Annotated in this window: 17 protein-coding genes; 8 read left to right on the forward strand and 9 right to left on the reverse strand. The window is 70.7% G+C overall.

Features of this window, described 5'->3' with window-relative positions; all coding sequences use genetic code 11:
• Positions 1-176: 176 nt before the first annotated feature.
• From ACFY2X_RS23515 to ACFY2X_RS23525, 3 genes are all read left to right on the forward strand, one after another.
• The gene (locus ACFY2X_RS23515) at positions 177-1940 is read left to right on the forward strand and encodes a LuxR C-terminal-related transcriptional regulator (RefSeq protein ID WP_389941040.1); all 1764 of its coding nucleotides are present in this window, start codon (positions 177-179) and stop codon (positions 1938-1940) included.
• A gap of 163 nt (positions 1941-2103) precedes the next feature.
• Entirely contained in the window at positions 2104-3489 is a 1386-nt protein-coding gene (locus ACFY2X_RS23520; protein ID WP_389941042.1) for an FAD-binding oxidoreductase, read from the forward strand.
• A gap of 182 nt (positions 3490-3671) precedes the next feature.
• Positions 3672-4763, forward strand: coding sequence for a winged helix DNA-binding domain-containing protein (locus tag ACFY2X_RS23525; RefSeq protein WP_389941044.1), 1092 nt, complete (start codon positions 3672-3674; stop codon positions 4761-4763).
• Between the two features lie 19 nt (positions 4764-4782).
• On the opposite strand, the gene ACFY2X_RS23530 is transcribed toward ACFY2X_RS23525, so the two are convergent.
• Positions 4783-5706 carry a D-alanyl-D-alanine carboxypeptidase family protein gene (locus ACFY2X_RS23530; protein WP_389941046.1) on the reverse strand — a complete coding sequence of 308 codons (924 nt, stop codon included), beginning with the start codon at positions 5704-5706 and terminating at the stop codon, positions 4783-4785.
• Positions 5707-5850: 144 nt separating this feature from the next.
• On the opposite strand from ACFY2X_RS23530, the gene ACFY2X_RS23535 reads away from it, so the two are divergent.
• The gene (locus tag ACFY2X_RS23535; RefSeq protein WP_389941048.1) at positions 5851-6051 is read left to right on the forward strand and encodes a YegP family protein; all 201 of its coding nucleotides are present in this window, start codon (positions 5851-5853) and stop codon (positions 6049-6051) included.
• 57 nt (positions 6052-6108) lie between these two features.
• Here the strand turns inward: ACFY2X_RS23535 and ACFY2X_RS23540 are convergent, their stop codons facing one another.
• From ACFY2X_RS23540 to ACFY2X_RS23555, 4 genes are all read right to left on the reverse strand, one after another.
• Entirely contained in the window at positions 6109-6645 is a 537-nt protein-coding gene (locus tag ACFY2X_RS23540) for a DedA family protein (protein ID WP_389941050.1), read from the reverse strand.
• 452 nt (positions 6646-7097) lie between these two features.
• Positions 7098-10481 carry a BTAD domain-containing putative transcriptional regulator gene (locus tag ACFY2X_RS23545; protein ID WP_389941052.1) on the reverse strand — a complete coding sequence of 1128 codons (3384 nt, stop codon included), beginning with the start codon at positions 10479-10481 and terminating at the stop codon, positions 7098-7100.
• A 41-nt stretch (positions 10482-10522) separates the two neighbouring features.
• Positions 10523-11584 (reverse strand): YbhN family protein, encoded by a 1062-nt coding sequence (locus tag ACFY2X_RS23550; protein WP_389941054.1) that lies wholly within the window; start codon positions 11582-11584, stop codon positions 10523-10525.
• A gap of 34 nt (positions 11585-11618) precedes the next feature.
• Positions 11619-12440, reverse strand: a complete 822-nt coding sequence (locus ACFY2X_RS23555; protein WP_389941056.1) for a PIG-L family deacetylase — start codon at positions 12438-12440, stop codon at positions 11619-11621.
• 225 nt (positions 12441-12665) lie between these two features.
• Between ACFY2X_RS23555 and ACFY2X_RS23560 the strand changes: the two genes are divergently transcribed.
• Positions 12666-13694: a glycosyltransferase family 4 protein gene (locus ACFY2X_RS23560; RefSeq protein WP_389941221.1), complete on the forward strand. Its 1029-nt coding sequence runs from the start codon at positions 12666-12668 to the stop codon at positions 13692-13694.
• 183 nt (positions 13695-13877) lie between these two features.
• Here the strand turns inward: ACFY2X_RS23560 and ACFY2X_RS23565 are convergent, their stop codons facing one another.
• Entirely contained in the window at positions 13878-14270 is a 393-nt protein-coding gene (locus ACFY2X_RS23565) for a hypothetical protein (RefSeq protein ID WP_389941058.1), read from the reverse strand.
• Between the two features lie 212 nt (positions 14271-14482).
• Here ACFY2X_RS23565 and ACFY2X_RS23570 point away from each other — a divergent pair, with 212 nt between their 5' ends.
• Positions 14483-15211 (forward strand): DUF427 domain-containing protein, encoded by a 729-nt coding sequence (locus ACFY2X_RS23570; RefSeq protein ID WP_389941060.1) that lies wholly within the window; start codon positions 14483-14485, stop codon positions 15209-15211.
• A 9-nt stretch (positions 15212-15220) separates the two neighbouring features.
• Here the strand turns inward: ACFY2X_RS23570 and ACFY2X_RS23575 are convergent, their stop codons facing one another.
• The 3 genes from ACFY2X_RS23575 to ACFY2X_RS23585 form a co-directional block, all read right to left on the reverse strand.
• Complete coding sequence (locus ACFY2X_RS23575) at positions 15221-15370, reverse strand: hypothetical protein (RefSeq protein WP_389941062.1); 150 nt, start codon at positions 15368-15370, stop codon at positions 15221-15223.
• Positions 15371-15496: 126 nt separating this feature from the next.
• A complete protein-coding gene (locus tag ACFY2X_RS23580; RefSeq protein ID WP_389941064.1) occupies positions 15497-16228 on the reverse strand; it encodes a glycosyltransferase family 2 protein in 732 nt (243 codons plus the stop codon).
• Between the two features lie 283 nt (positions 16229-16511).
• The gene (locus tag ACFY2X_RS23585) at positions 16512-16796 is read right to left on the reverse strand and encodes a hypothetical protein (RefSeq protein ID WP_389941066.1); all 285 of its coding nucleotides are present in this window, start codon (positions 16794-16796) and stop codon (positions 16512-16514) included.
• Between the two features lie 229 nt (positions 16797-17025).
• Here ACFY2X_RS23585 and ACFY2X_RS23590 point away from each other — a divergent pair, with 229 nt between their 5' ends.
• Both ACFY2X_RS23590 and ACFY2X_RS23595 read left to right on the forward strand, forming a co-directional pair.
• Complete coding sequence (locus tag ACFY2X_RS23590) at positions 17026-18468, forward strand: helix-turn-helix domain-containing protein (RefSeq protein WP_389941068.1); 1443 nt, start codon at positions 17026-17028, stop codon at positions 18466-18468.
• A complete protein-coding gene (locus ACFY2X_RS23595) occupies positions 18468-19373 on the forward strand; it encodes a phosphotransferase enzyme family protein (RefSeq protein ID WP_389941070.1) in 906 nt (301 codons plus the stop codon). The genes ACFY2X_RS23590 and ACFY2X_RS23595 overlap by 1 nt, the downstream gene beginning before the upstream one ends.
• Positions 19374-19387: the final 14 nt, after the last annotated feature.

Consider the following 19387-nt stretch of genomic DNA (forward strand, 5'->3'; position numbering starts at 1 on the left):
TGCCCAGGCCTGTCCGCACTGCCCAGGCCTGTCCGCGCGTCCGGGGCGGGACGGATCTGCCCGCGCGTCCGGGGCGCGGACGGGCCGGTCCGGTCGGCCGGGATATGGCCGGGCGGACAACCTCCTACGCTGATAAGAGCGGGGCAGGCGTACGGGCGGCGAGAAGGGAGCTGCGCGTGGCTGAGCGTGGCCCGACCGCCGAGCGGGCCAGGAACGCGACCGCTGAGCGGGCAGAAAACGCGACCGCCGAGCGGGCCGGGGATGCGGCCGCTGAGCGGGCTGAGGACGCGACCGCCCAGCGGGCCGGGGAGGCGGCCGTGGAGCGGGCGCGGAAGGCGGCCGTGCGTGAGGCGTGGGGCGAGGCCTACGCGCTGTTCCAGGAAGGTGCCGGGTCAGAACTCACGCCCGACGATCTCTCCGCGCTGGCCGACGCCGCATGGTGGACGTGCCACTCGGACGAGTCGCTCGCCGCGCGGCTGAGGGCGTACACCGGATACGCGGCCGCGGGCGCCGAGCGGCGGGCCGGATACACCGCGTGGATGCTGTCCTACGACTACCAGGACATGGGCAAGGCGGCGGTGGCCGCCGGATGGCTGCGCCGGGCGCAGCGGCACCTCGGCGACCAGGCCGAGTGCGTCGAGCACTGCTACCTCGCCTGGAGCGAGGTCGACCTGGCGCTGGCCCGCGGCGCTCCGGACGAGGCGCTCGCCGCCGCTCGCCGGATGGTCGCGATCGCGCAGCGCTGCGGCAGCCGGGACCTCGCCGCCATGGGCGGGCAGCTCCAGGGCGGCGTGCTGCTGGCGCAGGGGCGGGCCGGAGACGGCCTGGCCATGCTGGACGACGTCATGTGCGCGGTCATGGCGGGAGAGCTCAGCGCGCTGTTCACCGGGTGGATCTACTGCCTGGCCCTGCAGCAGTGCATGGCGGCCGCCGAGCTGGAGCGCGCCGCCCAGTGGACCGAGACGGCCATGACGTGGTGCGCCTCGCTACCGGCAGGCAACCCGTTCCACGGCCTGTGCCGGGTGCACCTGGTGGAGGTGCTCGACCTGCGCGGCGCCTGGGACGAGGCGATGGCCGAGGCCGGTACGGCCTGCCGGGAGCTGGCGGCCTACGACCCCCGGGTGGCCGGGGAGGTGCACTACATCGCCGGGGAGATCCACCGGCGGCGGGGCGATCTGGCCGCCGCCGAGGAGGCTTTCGAACGCGCCCACCGGCTCGGCCGGGACCCGCAGCCCGGCCTGGCGCTGCTTCGCCTGGCCCAGGGCAAGGCCGAGGCGTCCGCCGCCGCGCTGCGGCTCGCGCTGGCCGCCGAGGCGCACGGCCGCCTCGGCCGCTCCCGGCTGCTCGCCGCCGAGGTCGAGGTCGCGCTGGCCGTCGGTGTGATCGAGCGTGCGCGGGCCGCTGCCGGGGAGCTGGAGTCGATCGCGCGGAAATGGCCGGACGCCAGGTCGGCCCTGCTGGACGCCATGGCGGACCTGGCGGGCGGTGCGGTGGCCCTGGCCGAGCAGGACCTCGATCGGGCGATACGCCTGCTGCGCCGGGCCCTGGTGGCGTGGCTGGAACTCGGCGTGCCGTACGAGGCCGCGCAGACCCGGATGACGCTCGCGGCGGCTGACCGGGCGGCGGGCGACCACGACACCGCACGACTGGAACTCCAGGCCGCCCGAGCCGCCTTCGAGCAGATCGGCTCGGAGCCCGAGGCCCGGCGGGCGAGCGCCCTGCTCGCGGGCGGACGCCGGCACCTTCCGGGTGAGCTGACGCGAAGAGAGGCCGAGGTGCTGCGCCTGGTCGCCGAGGGCAGGACCAACCGGAGCATCGCCGCCGAGCTGGCGATCAGCGAGCACACCGTGGCCCGGCACCTGAACAACATCTTCGCCAAGCTGGACGTCTCCTCGCGCGCGGCGGCCACGGCCTTCGCCTACACCCACGACCTCGCCTGACCGGCCGCTCCGTGGGCTGTTTCGCCCATTTCCGGGCCGCGCGGGTTGGGCCGTTCCGGCGATGCGGAGCGGCGCCCGTCGTGCCTACAACAGGTATGCGAACGACGTGACCACGGCACGCCGGACGGTTCCCGCCCGGCGACGCAGAGAGCTGGTTCCGATCATGACGACATACCAGGCCGTGCTCGACGACAGGCAGCTCGAGGAACTGCGCGAGTCGGTACACGGCGACATCGTCCAGCCCGGCGACCCCGGATACGACACCGCGCGCAGGGCGTACAACGCGATGCACGACCGGCACCCGGCGCTCGTCCTACAGGCCGCCGACGCGTCCGACGTCCTGGCGGGGGTGAACCTCGCCCGGCAGCGGGGTCTGCCACTCGCGGTGCGCGGCGGCGGCCACGCCGTGGCGGGCTACGCGACCTGCGACGACGGGCTGGTGCTCGACCTGGGGCGGATGCGCGGGGTCCGGGTCGACCCGGAGCGGCGCACCGCCCGCGCGGAGGGTGGCTGCACCTGGGCCGACCTCAACCACGCGACGCATGCCTTCGGGCTGGCCACCACCGGCGGGATCGTCTCCACCACCGGTGTCGCCGGTCTGACGCTCGGCGGCGGGATGGGCTATCTTTCCCGGCGCTGCGGGCTGGCCTGTGACAACCTCGTCTCGGCCGACGTGGTCACCGCCGACGGCCGCCTGCTGATGTGCGACGAGGATCGCAACCCCGACCTGTTCTGGGCCGTTCGCGGAGGCGGTGGCAACTTCGGGGTCGTCACCTCCTTCGAGTTCCGGTTGCACCCGGTGGGCGACGTCCTCGCCGGGCCCACCTTCTACCCTCTCGACGGTGACGTGGCGCGCCGCTACCGCGAGCTGATCCCGGAGGCGCCCGAGGAACTGGGAGCGCTGCTCGGGGTCGTGCTCGGCCCGCCGGCGCCGTTCCTGCCCGAACGCTGGCACGGGCGGCCGGTGATGGTCGTGCTGACCTGCTGGAGCGGGCCGGGGGAGGAGGACGGGCAGGTGCGGGCCCGTCTTGCCGCGCTCGGCCCGGTGATCGGGCAGCACGTGGCGCGCATGCCGTACCCCGTGATCAACACCCTGTTCGACGACGAGATGCCGACCGGCCTGTACCACTACTGGAAGGGCTACTTCAGCCGGGAGCTGACCGACGGGGCCATCGACGTCCACCTCGCCTACGGCGCCGCTCTGCCCTCCCTGCAGAGCGACACGCTGATCTTCCCGATCGACGGCGCGTGCCATCGGGTCGGCCCGGGGGAGACGGCGTTCGCCTACCGGGACGCGGCTTTCTCGACCGGGATCGGCCCGTCCTTCACCGACCCCGCCGACATCGCGGCCAACGTCGGGTGGTGCCGGGCCTACGACGCGGCCTTGCGGCCGCACTCCCAGGAAGGCGGCTACGTCAACTTCCTGGACGCCGACGACCAGGACCGCGTGCGCGCCAACTACCGGCAGAACTACGAACGGCTGGTCGCCGTGAAGCGCAGGTACGACCCCGGCAATCTCTTCCGCCTGAACCAGAACATCGCCCCATGACGGCTGCCAAGGCGCGACGGCCGGGGTGATCACAGTTTCTGGCGGCAGCCGTATCGCGCCAGACGAACACCGCCTGCGGGCGGTCTCTCCGCGGGCCGCGTTGACGAGAGCCGGGTGCCGGGCCTGTCTCCGATCTCGCCTACCTGCCATCACTTGTCAGGTATGGCTGCCAGCATCGGCGCATGGACACCTTGACGACACGGCAGCTCAACCGTGCGACGCTGGCCCGGCAGATGCTGCTGTCGAGGGAGAAGACCGACGTCGTCACGGCGGTGGAACGGCTCGGCGGCATGCAGGCGCAGGAGGCCAGGCATCCCTTCACCGGCCTGTGGACGAGGGTGGACGGGTTCCGCCGCGAGGACCTGCACCAGGCGCTGCACGACCGCCTTCTCGTGCGCGCCACGATGATGCGCGCCACGCTGCACCTGATGAGCGCGGCCGACTACGCGGCGTTCCGCATGACGTTGCAGCCCATGCTCGCCACCGCGGTGACCGGACGTGGCGACCTGTTCGCCGGGCTGGATCTCGACGAACTGCTCCCTGTCGCGCGGGGCTTCCTCCAGCGGCGGCCTCTCGGCTTCACCACACTGCGAAGCCTTCTCCAGGAGAAGTTTCCCGAGGTCAACGATCGGGGGCTCGGCTATGCCGTACGGACCCAGCTACCGCTGGTCATGGTTCCCACCAAAGACCGCTGGGCGTTTCCGCCGGCGGCGGACTTCACGCTGGCAGACATGTGGCTGGGATCGGACCTGTCGGGCGAACCGGTCGAGGAACTGGTGCTGCGCCATCTGGCGGCCTTCGGGCCCGCCGCCTCCGCCGACGTGCAGACCTGGTCCGGGATCAAGGGGCTGCGCACCGTGCTGGACGGCCTTCGCCCGCGGCTGCGCGTTTTCCGCGACGAACAGGGCCGCGAACTGTTCGATCTGCCGGAGGCTCCGCGCCCGGCGGAAGATGTCCCCGCCCCGGCGCGGTTCCTGCCCGACTTCGACAATCTGATGCTCGCGCACGCCGACCGCACCCGCGTGATCGCGGACGAGTATCGAGGGCGGGTCGTCACCAAGAACCTCCGCGTGCGCGCCACGTTTCTCTGGGACGGCTTCGCCCGTGGCACCTGGCAGGTGGAGCGCAGGCGGAAAGACGCCATCCTGCGGATGACCCCCTTCGAGTCCCTTCCGAAGAGCGCGATCTCCAACCTGACCGAGGAGGCCGACGCGCTCCTGCGCTTCCTGGAACCGGACGCCGAGACCTCGGACGTCCGGATCGAGAGCCTCTGACCCGCCCGGGAAGCGGACCTCAGACGTCGTCGGCGTCGTCGGTGTCGTCTGCCGCATCCTGATCGTCCGCCCAGTCCAGCAGCCGGTCGGCGGTCTGGAACCGCCGGTCCGCCTTGGAGTCGCCGAGGATGACCCCGACCATCAGGTGACCGTCGCGCTCGGCGGCGAAGGACAGGCAGAACCCGGCGGCCCGGGTGTAGCCGGTCTTGACGCCCAGTGCGCCGGGTGTCATGTCGAGCAGCTTGTTGGTGTTGGCCCAGATGTGGGCCCGGTGCAGGTTGGACTTGCGTACGGCATGGCGCTTGGTGGAGGCGATGGTCCGCAGCATCGGGTCGCGAAGCGCGACGTCGGCCAGCTTGGCCTGGTCCAGGGCGGTGGAGTAGCCGCCGCTCGGTTCCGGAAGGCCGTCGGCGTTGGCGTAGCGGGTGCCGGCCAGGCCCAGAGAGCGGGCTGCGGTGTTCATCTTGGCCACGAACCTGGCCTCACCCGGGCCGTAGACGCGGGCCAGCGCGTGGGCGGCGTCCGCTCCGGAGGGGAGCATCACCCCGTAGAGCAGGTCCTTGACGGTCAGGCGCTCGCCGTTCCGGAGCGCGGCGCTGGTCGCGTCGTTCGTCGCCGCGTGCCGCACGTCTCCGGTGTTGATCGTGACGATGTCGTTCAGCCCGGCTTCCCGCAGCACGACGTATGCCGTCATGACCTTGGTCAGGCTGGCCACCGGCAGCCGCCTGGTCGCCTGCTTGCTGAAATGGACCGCTCCCGTGGTGGAGTCGAACAGGTAGGCGGCCCGTCCGGGAACCGCCGGGGCGGCGCGGTGGCCGGCTCGCTCGGTGGCCTGCCGGGTGGCCTGCTCGGTGGGCGGCTGGGCATGGGCGGGCGTGGCGAACCCGGTGGCCAGGGCGGCCAGGGTGGCACAGATGATGAAACGGATTCCCCCGGTTTGCATGAGAATCATGGTGACAGAAGTGACCGTCAATTTGCGGATCTTGGCCTTTTGGCAATGGAAACGTTGACATTGACGCTGTATGGACAAGATCGAAGCGGAAATGATCCCCCTGCATGACCTGTTGCCGGATTCGGGGGGAACGACATGGCGGGAAAGTTTGTGATCACCAGGGACACGCGCGGCGAGTTCCGTTTCAAGCTCGTGGCCGGAAACGGCCAGACCATCGCGGTCAGTGAGGCCTACAGCACCAAGGTGGCCTGCATGAACGGCATCGAATCCGTCCGCAAGCACGCCGCGGACGCGGTTGTCGACGACTCGGCGCTCATCTCGACGGGCGCGAGCTGAGGCTCTCGAATCCCCTGCCCGCCGATCGCGCGGGCAGGGCTCGGCGGGAAGCGGGGCTCACGCGACGGTGACTTTTTCTTCCGCACGCTGTGCGGCCTTGCGGCGGTGGCGGCGACGGCGGACGAGACCGGCGATCACGGCGATCGCCGCCACGGCGGCCGCGCCCGCCAGGAGCGGCGACTCCGCGGCCAGCCTCAGCCAGCCCCAGATCAGCGAGTAAAGGCCGAAGTATGTCACCGGCACCCAGGTCAGGCAGCCGAGCGCGCTGGCCGCGGCATACCAGGGATAGGAGATCCGAAGCACCCCGGCCGTCCAGGGCAGCGTGTGCCGTAGTCCGGGAACCCAGAAGCAACCGTAGACGGCGAGCGCGCCCCACTTCCTCACGGCGTTCTCGACCTTGAGGATGTTCTCCTGGCCGATCTTCCGGCCCAGGCGGGACGCGTAGATCCTGGGGCCGAGCTTGTAGCCGATCCAGTAGTAGGCCTGGAACGCGCCGAACAGGCCGATTCCGCCGAGGAGGGCCCATAACCACAGCGGCATGCCCAGGAACGCGGCAGAGGTGGGATCGGGGATGCTCGGCGCAAAACTTCGCATCTGTGAACATCACCACCATATTCGCTCGGGCTGCACTACTCGATATTAGGGCAGGCTTACCTGATTTAGCACTACGAATCCCCTGCAAGCGGACGTCAAGCGGCGATCAACCGCCCTGGCATACACCTGTCGTGAGGAAGGAAGGTGCCTGTCATGAGTCCGCGGAGCAGCGTGGCACTGGTGGTGGTGAGCGGAACCGCGAACGCCGTGAAACTGCTGATGGCCACACTGGCCTTCGCCGGTGCCTACGTTGGGGTGGCGACGTCTCACGACGTCCCCGTCCAGGCGCGGACGGGTGCGGCGACGCAGGCACCGATGCAGACGATCACGCTTTCTTCAAGATCGATGCCGGTCACCAGGATGGCGGTCCCAGACGATCGGCGGCCCCGGACGGCGCCGGGCCACGCCGCCGGCCTCCGGCGATGCTCCCGCGCGCAGCGAGAAATCCCTCGTCAGCCGTTGAGCGAGCGCTGCGCGGCCTCGACCCAGCGGGCCACGCCGACCCGCTGGGCCACCGACAGGGCCTTCTCGTAGTGGGGCCTCACCGCCTCGCTGAAACCGAGGCGGAGCGCCAGGTCACCAAGGGTCAGCGCGACCGGCCACAGCGCCACCACGCCGGTGCCCGCGCCCGCGATCCGCTCGGCGAACGGCTTCAGCGTGTCGTAGGCCTCGGTCATCCGCTCCCGGTCGTCCAGCAGCATGCCCGCCAGGGCCCGCCAGATCATCGCCAGCTCGTAGAGGAAGTCGGGACGCACCGGAGTCTTCACCGCGATGATCGCCTTCGCGTCACGCGTGTGCCCGGCCGAGGCCAGGGCCACCGCGTACGCGTCGAGGGTCCACTTGGCCCCGCGCTGGTGCGCCTCGGCCAGGGGTTCCACCATGTCGGCGGCCCGGCCGTTGACCAGGTGCAGGCAGAACGTGGTGATCAGCGGCAGGTCCTGGCGGCCTTCGAGCATCCCGGCCCGCGCGGTCAGCCGGGCGGCGTCGCGGTAGGCGCGCTCGGCGCCGGTGAAGTCACCTGCGATCATCAGGCGCTGCCCGGCATACCAGGCGCCGACGGCGGCCGGCGCGGGCAGGCCGTACTGCCTGGCGAGCCGTTCGGCGGCGGCCACGTGCGCGTCGGCCTCGGCGAACGCGCCCGAGGCGGCCGCGCACTCCATGAGCACGAGATGAGCCAGAGCCTGGACCGAGACCTGGCCGGTCGTCTTGCCGACCTCCAGCAGCTCCCGGCCGATGACCTCGCGCTCGCCGACCGGGGTGATGCCGTAGGACTGGCGTAACCGGCCGCTCAGCGCGGTCGCCAGCAGCGCCGGGTCACCGCTCCGCCTCGCCAGCTCCTCGGCCTCCAGCGAGGCCTGCTCGCCGCGAGGGGTCGCGGAGCCCTCCAGTTCGAGCGCGAGCGTGGCCAGCAGGCTCGCCCGAAGCGCCTGTTCGGCGGCGGGCAGCTCGACCAGCGCCTGCTCGGCGACGTCGACGATCTCCCACGCGGTGCGGGTGAAGTCGCGGGCCATGCCCTTGTGCGGTACGGCCAGCGAGGCCGCCACCCGGGCCGTGAGCTCCAGGTTGCCCAGCGGCAGGGCCGCGTCCATCGCCTCGCGCCGCCGCCTGCGGGCCGCGGCCATGTCGCCGCACAGCGCCAGCGCCTTGATCAGGTTCAGGGTCAGCAGCAGGCGTTCCCGAGTGGTTGCGGGGGTATAGGTGATGCCGGACCGGTCGAAGGCGGCGATGGCCTGCTCCCACAGTGAGGCGGCCTCGCGGTGGGCGAAGCGGCGCTCGGCCTGCTCGGCGGCGAGCCCGGCGTAGTGCACCGCCTTGATGGCCGTCTCGGTGGTGCCGGCCGCGTCGTAGTGATGGGCGAGCGCGGCCACGTCGCCGGGGTTCCTGCGCTCGATCACCGCGGCCACGGAGGCGTGCAGCCGGGAACGGCGCAGCCGGGAGGCATCGGAGTAAATCGTGTCGCGGACCAGGTCGTGGTCGAAGCGCAGCAGGCCGGGGCCCGGTTCGGTGACCAGCCCGGCGAGCAGCGCGGCCTCCACCGCGTCGACCACGGCGTCCTCGTCGCCCGCCACGTCCACCAGCACGTCCACGTCGACGTCACGGCCGATCACCGCGGCCTGCAGCAGGATCTGCTGGGCCGCCGCGGGCAGCCTGGAGATCCGCCGCCGAAGCACGTCGCGGACGCCGGAGGGCACCCCGGAGATCACCTCGGCGACCGTGGCACGGCCGTTGACCGTTTCGGCGTCCAGCAGGCGGACGGTCTCCCGAACGAAGAAGGGGTTGCCACCGGTCCGCTCGACGATGCTGTTGACCGCCTCCTCGTCCACCTCGCGCGTGCACGTCGCTCGGACCAGCTCGGCCGCCGCCTTGGGATCCAGGCCGGTCAGGCCCACCCGGACCGGCCCGAGCCGGGCGAGCGCGGCCAGCACGTCGGCCTGCTGGTCGCTCAGCTCGCTGTCACGGCAGGTCACCACCAGCAGCACCCGGCTGGTGGCCAGCAGGCTCGGCAGCGCGCGCAGCAGCGCGAGGGTCTGGTCGTCGGCCCAGTGCAGATCCTCCAGCGTCAGCAGGATCGGGGTGTCCCGGGCGACGGCCGCCAGATAGCCGCCCACCGCCCGGTGCAACCGGAAACCGCCGGAGGCCTGGTCGTCGTCGGGCTCGGGGGCCGCGTCGTCGAGCAGCGGGGCGAGCAGCTGGGCGTACTCCCCGGGACCGGCCGCGTTCACCAGGGTGCGCAGGATCTCCACCCAGGCCCAGCCGGGCGGGGTGGCGCTGCTGTCGGGGCAGGCGCCGGAGGAGGTGCCCCAGCCGTCGTCGGAGAGCCGTCTGGCGAGCCGGCGGACCAGCGTGGTCTTGCCCGCGCCCGCGTCTCCGCTGACCACCGCGACGGTGAAACGGCCGGTCCGGGCCGCGGCCGTGGTCAGCCGGTCCAGCTCGGCGTCGCGGCCGACGAACGGCTCGGGTTCCAGCGGCGGCAGCTCCACCGGGATCATCGCGGGCCGGGGCGGCCAGGTGTCGGCGGGCACCGGCGGGCGCTGCCGGCTGGTCGGGGAAGCGGCGAGCTGCAGCCCGGGATCCTGGGCCAGGATGTCGGACTCCAGCTTGCGCAGCGCGGGACCGGGGTCGATGCCCAGCTCGTCGGCGAGGATCCCGCGGGCCCTGCGCAACGCGGCCAGCGCGTCACCCTGCCGCCCGCACCGGTACAGGCCGAGGGCGAGCAGCCGCCAGCCCTCCTCGCGAAGCGGGTGCTCGGTGGTCAGCGCCTCCAGGTCGGGCACCGCCTCGGCGGGCATGCCCAGGCGCAGGCCGGTGTCGGCGTGCCGCTCCCGGGCCACCAGGCGCAGCTCGGCCAGCCGGTTGACCTCGGCCTCGGCCCACGGCTGGTCGGCGAAGTCGGAGTACGGCGTGCCGCGCCACAGCCCCAGCGCCTTCTCCAGCCGGATGCGGGCCGAGGCGGGGTCGTCACCCTCCAGGTGCTCACCGGCCGCACGGACCAGCGACTCGAAGCGGAGCGCGTCCACCTGGTCCGGGGCGACCCGCAGCGCGTAGCCGGAGGCGACGGTCACCAGCAGGCGGTTGGGGCCTCCGCGCGGGCGGCCGGGTTCGAGGACCCGGCGCAGGCGGGAGATGTAGACCTGAAGACCCGACTGCGCCCCCTTGGCCGCGTCGTCGTCCCACAGGTCGTAGAGGAGGGAGTCGACGGGCACGACTTGCCCGCGCGCCACCAGCAACCGGGCGAGGACGGCCCGTTGCCGTAACCCGCCTAGGTCGAGCTCGTCATCGTCTGAATGCGCCTCGACCGGACCGAGAACCCGGAACGCCACCATGTCAGCCGCCACGCTATGCGGGCCTTCGAATCACGCACAAGGTATTTCCCAATCTAGCGGCTGATCGGCTCCTTCTCGGGGGCCGAAGCGGCGTTTTCACGCCGGCGCAGAAGCGCCCACGCGCCCAGCGCCAGGCCGCCGAAGGGGATTTCGACAGTGTAGGTCCAGAACCCGAAAAGCAGCGCAGCGGCGCTCGCGGAATCGAGGGGCGCACCGAAGTAGACCAGCGCGCCGATGGTGCCAGCCTCCATGATCCCGGTCCCGCTCGGGGTCACCACGGCGGTGGTCAGCACCCTGGACAGGGCGAAGGCGGCGATCGACTGCGCCAGCCCCGGATAGGCGCCGGTGGCCTGCAGGCAGCAGACCAGGATCAGCCACTGGAACCCGAGAAAGAAGATCATGCCCAGGGTCATCCCGGGCCAGCGGTGCCGTACGACGTCGGAGGTGTCGGCGCGCAGCTTCTCCAGCGACTGGGAGAGGGTGTGCTCGGCGGGGCGGACCTTGCCGGGGAGCAGCCGGGCGACCGAGTCGAGGGCGCGGCCGAGCACGGCGGCGGCGCGGTCCCAGTAGAGCGCGACGGTCACCACGGCGATCAGGACGAGGATGGACAGCACGCCCACCCAGGCCGCGTTGGTCACGGCGGGGCTGAGCCGCTGCCCGCTGGCCAGCAGGCCCACGATGCCGACGGCGGGCAGCAGGAAGCGGAACAACGTGTTCCAGATGCCGCTGGCCAGCGTGGACACCGCGACGGCCCGGATGGGGAAGCCCCACCCCTTGGTCATCGCGAACGTCATCGCCACCCCGACCGCGCCGCCGAACGGGAACAGGTTGCTCACCGCGCTGCCGCCCGCGTTCAGGGTCAGGGCCTGCGGGTGGGTGAGACCGGGCAGGGAGGAGGTCAGCACGAACGTGTAGGCCAGCAGGCTCGCCAGCCAGACGGCGGCCATCAGCGCGATCATCTGCCAGCTCAGCTTGGCGAACTGGGCGCCGATCTGCGTCCAGGAGACCCGCTGGCCGGTCAACGCCTCCACGATCTGCGGCAGGAAGCGCACGAGAGTGGCGGCCAACGCCAGAGATGCGACTGACAGTCCGATCTGGACCCACTTGTTCTTCATGTAACCCCCCAGACCAAGTGTGCCGGTCCGGAGCTCATCCTTTGGGAGGAACTTCGAACGGGTGCCTCAGCCGGGTGCCGGGTGGCAGGCCGCGCTGGACGTACCACTCGGTGCCGAAGACGAAGCGGTAGATCGGCTGAGGGATCTTGAGCATCGCGCCCAGCGTGCGGGTGTCGGCGCCGGTGGCCTGGGAGGCGTGGGCGGCCATGCTCGCGCGTTTCTGGCGGGCGAAGCGCCGTACGGCGACCCGGTGGGTGATCGCCTCGCCGGGGGAGTAGGCCCGCTCGAAGGCGCGGATGTCCAGCTGGGGGTAGAACCTGCGGGCCAGGCGGAGCCCCTTGAGCAGCGGGTCGCGGTTGACCGTGGCCTCCAGCACGATCGGGGTTCCCGCGATCTCGGCCGCCCGGCCGCCCACCCGGTGCACCTGGACATGGTCGGGATGCCCGTAACCCCCGGCCGGATCATAGGTCGTCAGCAGGTCGGCGCGTTCCTCGGCGAGGATCGCGGCGAGCCGCCCGGCGGCCTCCTCGACGTCGGCGTCGATGAACGCGTTGTCCGGCCGGTCCTCGGCGATGCCGCCGTCGGGTCCCAGCCCGGAGTCGCCGTAACCGAGGTTCACCACTCGGGCGCAGCCGAGCGCCGCCGCCGACTTGTACAGCTCGGCGACCCGCGTGGCGCCCAGCGCCTCACCGGGTGCGATGTCAGCCTGGCCGCGCTCCCCGGAGGTCGCCACGACGAGGACCACCCGGTGCCCCTCGGCGGCGAGCATCGCCATGGTGCCCGAGGTCAGCAGGGCTTCGTCATCGGGATGGGCATGGAAGAAGACGGCTGTCTTGACGGTCTTTATCGCCCTCACTCCGTTCGCGCGGCTCGGGCCCGCTTCGGGCCCCGCCCCTTGAATCCTTTGCCTATTGTGGTCGCCCGGGCCGTGCCTCGGTGAGATCCACGAGGCAGGACTCGGCGGGCACGCAAGCATGATCTCACGCGGGGCTACGCTGGCACGGTGAGGATCCTCCACGTCAGTGACTGTTATCTACCGCGCCTCGGTGGGATCGAGGTTCAGGTCGCCGATCTGATTCGGATGCAGAGAGAAGCGGGCCACGATGTCGAAGTGGCCACCGCCACCCCCGGTGAGTCCCTGCCCGGGGTGCATAGAATCATCGCGAAACTCCCCTTTGATCTGCCGGTCCATCCGTTCGGGGTGGGGCATCTGCTGCGGTTGATGACGGCGCGGCGCCCCGATGTGGTGCACGTGCACACGGGTGCGGTCTCGCCGTTCGCCTGGATGGGCGTCCGCGCGGCCGTGCGGGTGGGGCTGCCCGTGGTCGTGACCGTGCACAGCATGTGGGACCCGGTCACCCGCGAGGTCTACCGGGGGTTGCGGCTGCTGTTCGAATGGCACCGCTGGGGGCTGGTGGGCACCGCGGTGAGCGAGGCCGCGGCCCTGCCGATCCGCGCGGTGGCCGGCCGCCGGGTGCCGGTGCACGTCGTCTCCAACGGCCTCGACGTCTCCGGCTGGCGTTCTCTTGATCCGGTACGGCGCGAGCCGGACGGCGAGCCCGTGCACGTCGTCGCCGTGGGACGGCTGGCGCCTCGCAAACAGCCGGTCAGGCTGCTCAAGCTGCTGAAGGAGACCCGGGCCCAGGTGCCGCAGGAGACGCCGATACGGGCCACGGTCGTCGGGGACGGCCCGGCGCGCTCGCAGATGGAACGCTACCTGCGGGCCAACGAGATGAGCGACTGGGTGTCGTTGCCAGGCCGCTACAGCCGCGACCAGATCCGCGAACTGCTCACCTCGGCGGACGTGTTCGTCGCCCCGGCGCCCCGCGAGTCGTTCGGGCTGGCGGCGCTGGAGGCCAGGTCGGCGGGGGTCCCGGTGGTCGCGCGCGCCCAGAGCGGAGTGGCCGACTTCGTCCGTCCCGGCAAGGAGGGCCTGCTCGGCCGCAGTTTCGAGGAGCTGGCCGCGTCGGTGGCCAGGCTGATCCGCGACCGGGAGCTGCGCGAGTCGATCGCGGCGCACAACCGCGAGACCGAGCCCGCCCGCAGTTCGTGGCCGGTCGTGCTGGAGGGCTTCGAGCGCTGCTACGAACAGGCCCGCACCGGTCGCTGACGACCGTGCGGGCCATGTTCCGGCCGCCGGGCACCGATGGCGGAATGGTGCCCGGCGGCTGTGGCCGGCGTCGCCGTACGGCGGGCCGAACCGTGACGTGCTCGGCCGCCGCCCCGCACTGCCCCCCGCAGGCGGAGCGGCGGCCGCGTCAGAGGTGCCCCCTATACGGAGGCACGGGTCTTGCTAGGAGGCAGGGCAGGCGGTGCCGAGCTTGGCGCCGGCCTCGGCGGCCTTCTTGCCCAGGTCCTGGACGGACGCGGCTGTCGCGGCCGGGTCCTTGGCGTCGAGCTTGACGGCGCCGAACGTGGAGGACAGGTCGTTGAGGGCGGAGGCCAGGTCGCCATCGGCCTTGCCGGCCAGGGCCTTCAGGTCATCCGCGAACTTCTGGTTCGCGTCGTTGAACTTCTTCGGGTCACCGACGTTGGCGGCCATGGACGAGGTGTAGCTCGTCATGAGCTGCTTCGCCTCGCCGCAGAGCGCGGTGTCGCCGGATCCGCCGCAGGCGGCGGTCAGGGAGAGGAGAGCGGCTCCCGCGACGGTGGCGGCGATACGACGGGAGGAGAGGACGCTGAACATTATTACCTTTCACTGCAATCTGTGACGGTTGAGACTGTAGGTATACATCCTTGCGGATCACTTTCACTCGACTTACAAGTGATACCGATGTGACACATCGTGCCTATGATGTGACTCTAGGTGGGAAAAGTCGCGCTGGCCTGCATCGCGAACACTCACATCCGCCTCTCGGGCGGAGGAATAGTCCTTCGCGGTGTGGGGTTGCCGCCGTCATGGAGCCGATCACACGTGGGCGCGTCCGGATCGAACCGACGGCCAGGAGAGTGCGAGCCTTCCTCGGCGGGAAGGCCGTCGCCGACACCACCCGGGCACTTCTGGTCTGGGAGGTGCCCTACTACCCGACGTACTACTTTCCCCGCGAGGACATCGCCGTCGAGCTGAAGCCCAGCGGGCAGACCCGGCGGTCACCCAGCCGGGGAGAGGCGGTGCTCTACGACGTCGAAGGGGTGGCCGACGCGGCGCTGGCCTACCCGGACTCCCCGATCGAGGAGCTGCGCGATCATGTGCGGCTGGAGTGGGAGGCGATGGACGCCTGGTTCGAGGAGGACGAGGAGGTCTACGTCCACGCCCGTAGCCCCTACACCCGAGTGGACATCCTGCCGTCCTCCCGCCACGTCCGCGTCGAGGTGGACGGCGTGACCGTCGCCGACTCCCGCAGCCCCCGGATCCTCTTCGAGACCGGCCTGCCGCCGCGCTACTACCTCCCCAAGACCGACATTCGCCTGGACCTGCTCGCCCCCACCGACACCGTGACCCGGTGCCCCTACAAGGGAACCGCCGAATACTGGTCGGTCAACGGCCAAGCGGACCTGGCCTGGTCCTACCGGACCCCGCTGGAGGAGAGCCGGCGCATCGCGGGACTGATCTCCTTCTACAACGAGAAGGTCGACATCTACGTGGACGGTGTTCTCCAGGAACGCCCGAAGTCGAAATTCTCCTGACCCGGCCCGTCAGCCGAAAGCGATCTCTCGAGGGAGGTCATGGTCGCGGGGGAATTCGATGTCGTCGTCCCAGTCGGGGTCGGAGGGAAGGAAATGGCTGAAGTCGGGGTCGCCGCTTTTGAGACGGCGATGCTCGGCGATGTCGATGATGACGGCCACCTCTTCTCCGTGCCGGGCGACCACCTGGAGCCTTCGCTGACCGCACGCCGTACGACTTCATTGAAGCGCTGTTCGGCTCCCTGTGTGGTGTGTTTCGCGATCTAGGGCGGTGACGTCCCGCCCTGGTCAGGCGGCTGCGGGTTCCTTCAGGGCGGGGACGGGTTCGGTCCTGCGGCGGGTGCGTTCGCGCAGGATGGTCTTGAGCACCCGCCAGCCGTCCCGTACGGCGTGCAGGTTGCTGGCACCGTGGATGCGGCTGCGCTCATGGCTGGGAACCTCGCGGATCACCAGCCCGGCCTGTGCGGCGCGGACGTTCATCAGGGTCTCGATCTCGAAGCCGTCGCAGTCGAGATCGAGGGCGTCGAGGTGGCGGGCCCAGAACGCGTTGTAGCCGTAGCAGAGGTCGGTGTAACGCGTGCCGTACAGCCTGTTGGTGATCATGGTGAGTGCCTTGTTGCCGAGCGAGCGGGCCAGGCTGATGTCGTCGGATCCGCCTCCGGGGGCGTAACGGGAGCCCTTGGCGAAGTCGGCGCCCTCGACCAGCGCGGTCACGAAGGCGATGATCTCACGGCCGTCGGTGGACCCGTCGGCGTCGATCATGACGATGATTTCGCCGGTGGCCGCGGCGAATCCCTCGGTGAGGGCGTTGCCCTTGCCCCTGCGCGTCTGCGTGACGACGCGCAGATTGGGACGGAGGACCTTGGCGACGGCGACCGTGTCGTCGGTGGAGTTGCCGTCGACCAGGATGACCTCGTCGATCCAGGCAGGCAGGGTCGCGAAGACGTGCGGGAGGTTGGCGGCTTCGTTCAGAGCGGGAACCACCACGCTGACACTTGGGGTGAACGAGAGCTTGGTCATGCATACAGGGTGTAGGCAGGTGCCTGCAGAACGCTTGATGTCCCCTAACAGGTTCTTACAGCTTCTTGCAACGGGGGCGCGTGCCCGCGCGGGTCTCGGCCTGGCGGTGGGGCCGCCGCATCGCTCCTAGAAGGGCAGCGGCTTGCCCGAGGGGGTCCGGAGATCGAGCGGCATCGGCTTGCGTGGTGGACGCGGACGTTGGATGATCTGGATCCTTTTCACGGTCCCGCTCCTCTCTGGGGTTTGATCACCGGGTATTACCCATGTGAGACCCAAGAATCACCTATCTGCGTATCACATGAAGCACACTGGCCACACGCTCCGCAGCGGTGGCGACGTCCTCGGCGTGTCCGATGCGCCCGGCCCAGGACAGCCAGAACCACCACTCGCCGTCCTCCTCATGGGCGGCGAGGACGTCCTCCGTCACGGCGGGGGCCATCGGGTTGATCACATGAAGGCGGGGGAAAAGCCCCGGGGAAGATTTCAGATGCACTTTGAACGAGTGCGCTTCCAACTGGGCGGCGAGACGCCGCAGATGGTCGACGGCCTCGCCGGGCTCTGCCGTCATCCGGATCACTCCTGGCGGACGTGGTGACGTTCTCATCTGCAGAGTGAAGTTTGATGACGTGTCAGGCAATCGCCCCTCCTTCGGAGAGCGGCTGGATCAGTGGAATAGAGCCGAAACTCGCCGCCGTTCCGTGGGGAAAGCACGAATAAAGGGAATGCAATGCACAGGAATGCTTACTCTGTGATGCGCTCTCGTTAATCTTGTGTGAACAGCGACCGGGAGGGGCGCCGTGGCCCGAGGTGAGCACTCACCCGCCTGCGCACGACGCTGGCGCGAGAAGGCCGAGTCCCAGCAGTGGACGCCATGGCAGACCACGCAGGCCATCCACGGCTGCTGCGGGGTGAGCCTGCTGAAGGCGCACCGGCTGGCCCGGGGGTGGTCGGCCCGGCAGTCGGTCCAGGAGCTCGAAGAGCTGTGCGAGCGCCAGAACCTGGGCGAGGCGCGGGCCAGCATCGACCTGCTCAACGCCTGGGAGAACAACCGCGCCAGGCCACGGCCGCAGACCATCGACCTGCTGGCGCGACTCTACCGGGCCAACGCCGTACGGCTCGGCCTGGCCGGTGATTACTGCGAGGACGACGGCGGGACCAAGGTCGTGGTCGTCTCCGGCGCTGAAGGCCGCGCGCCGTACCAGCCGTACCGGATGGAGGACCGGAGCGACGACGACATGGAGCGTCGCGCGCTGTTCCACCACGCCCTGCTCGGCTCCCGGTTCGCGATGAGCGGGCGGCTGCTCGCCGAGGTCGAGCGGACCCGCCAGGACCTGGACCGCACGCTCGCCATGGCCACCGTCTCCGAGGAGCAGCTTGACCGGCTCGACGAGCAGGTGCTGCGCTACCGCCGCGAATACATCAGCAGCGCCCCGCTGCCGATGCTCTACCGGCTCATGCTGGAACTGTCGGACGTGCGGGCGCTCGCCGGCGCCCGGCAACCCGCGATGGCCCAGCGCCGCCTGCTCAGCGCCACCGTGATGCTCGCGCTGCTGTCGGCCGACGCGCTGATGAAACTCGGCGACACCCGTCAGGCCCACGCCTGGTACGGCACCGCCCGCACCGCCTCAGACGACATGGGCGACCTGCGGCTGCGCGCCCTGGTCCGGGCGCAGCAGGCGATGCTGCCCTACTACTACGGCGACCTGGCCGAGACCGTACGGCTCGCGCGCGAGGCCAGGATGCTCGCCGGGAACGCGCCCAGTTCCCCGGCGGCGCTCGGCGCGGCGGCGGAGGCGCGGGCGCTGGCCAGGCTGGGCGAGCACAAGGCAGCCCGGATCGCCCTGGCCGAGGCCGAGCGGATCTTCGCCAGGATGCCCCCGGAGGGTCAGGACCACCTGGCCTTCCGTTTCTCCGAGCGGCGCCTGCAGTTCTACCGGATCGGCACCCTGATCGAACTGGGCGAGGAAGTCGACTGGACCCTCGGCCCCTCCGGCCCCTACGCCATCGACCCGGTGCTCATCCTGCTCGACCAGGCCGCGCACCTCGTTCGTGACGGCAAGATCGAAGATGCCTGTCACCTGGCCGAGAAGGCCCTGCTCCAGGTGCCGCCGGAGCACCGCACCTCCATCGTGCTCAACCGCGCCCGGGGGCTGCTGTCGGGAGTGCCGCCCGCCCGGCGCAAGGCGGCGGCGGTGCGCCGCCTGACCGATCTGCTCGCCGACGCCGGCCAGGCCAGCTGATGGGCCCGCTCGCGGAGGAGGCGTTCACGATCATGCGCGAGGTCTGTGAGGGCCTTGGGATCGATCACACGGACGCCGAGTTGCTGCGGGTGCGGAGCAACGCCGTCTTCAAACTGCGCAGCGAGATCGTGGTGCGGATCGCCACCGCGCCCAACGCGCTGACCCGCCTGCCGATCGTGCTCGCGGTGGCCCGCTGGCTGGCCCAGCAGGGGTTCCCCGCGGTGCGCCCGGCCGATGAGATCTCCGACCAGCCCGTGGTGCACGAGGGCAGGGTCATCACGTTCTGGCACTACGTTCCGGCCAGCGGCCGTCCCACCACCACGGAACTGGGCGAGATCCTGCGCAGCCTGCACCTGCTGCCGGTGCCGCCGGTGGCGCTGAAGCGGTTCGCCGACCCGCTGGCGGAGATCCGCGGGGCGGTGGACCGGTCCACGGTGCTCACCTCCTGCCAGCGAGCCTGGCTGCGCGACCGCATCGCGGAGCTGACCGAGCGCTGGTCGGACCTCGACGTGGACGGTTCTCCGGTGCTGCTGCACGGCGACGCCTGGATCGACAACCTGCTGCGCCGCACCGACGGCCACGTGGTGCTCTGCGACTGGGACGGCGTCGCGGTCGGCCCCCGCGAGTGGGACCTGGTCCACACCTACCACGGCCAGCGCCGTTTCGGCCTGACAGCCGCCGACGTGGACGCCTTCGCCGACGCCTACGGCAGCGACCTACGCTCATGGCCGGGTTACTCCACCCTCATGGAGGTCCGGGACATGTACGCCGTGGGCATCCACATCCGCAACGCCGGTGCCGATCCCTTCTCCCGTCGCGAACTGCCCCGCAGGCTCGATTCCCTCACACGAGGTGAGCAACATGCCCGGTGGTACATGGCCGAACCCGTTAGTGTCTCCCACTAAAGATCTTTTTACGG

The organism is Streptosporangium sp. NPDC000396 (genome assembly GCF_042898655.1).
In the GTDB taxonomy this organism is placed as follows: Bacteria; Actinomycetota; Actinomycetes; order Streptosporangiales; family Streptosporangiaceae; genus Streptosporangium.